At 68.9% G+C, this 363-nt stretch carries 1 protein-coding gene; it reads right to left on the bottom strand.

The annotated features are described in order from the left end of the window. A partial coding sequence (locus IF47_RS0126985; protein ID WP_031511677.1) for a serine hydrolase occupies positions 1-363 on the bottom strand: 363 nt, incomplete at both ends.

Genomic DNA, 363 nt, shown 5'->3' with positions numbered 1-363 from the left:
CCACCTTCACGCCGCAGGACAGCTCCGCGAACTCGACCCCGAGCCCGAACCCCAGCCCCTCCCCCGACGGGACCTCGTCGAGCATTTCCCTCATCTGGGCCGGTGGCAGCAACTGGCCTTTGAGCAGGGCCCGTTGGAACCGGTTGAGGTCACCGCTGGTGGAGATGACATCGCCGGCCGCGCCCAGCCAGGTCATGTTCTGTTCGGTGGCGTCATGGATCTCGGCGTCCGGGGCCTCATCGTGGAGCCGGGAGTAGCCGACGGGGTGCGGGGCCGGCATCTTCGGAGATGTCCCGGGGAAGGACGTCCCGCGCAGCTTCAGCGGCCGGATGACACGGCGGGTGATCTCCTGCGCGTACGAGC

Origin of the sequence: Streptomyces megasporus (genome assembly GCF_000718985.1) — a bacterium.
Taxonomy (GTDB): Bacteria; Actinomycetota; Actinomycetes; order Streptomycetales; family Streptomycetaceae; genus Streptomyces; species Streptomyces megasporus.
The sequence above is the reverse complement of the archived record's forward strand: the minus strand, read 5'-3'. Positions and strand labels throughout refer to the sequence as shown.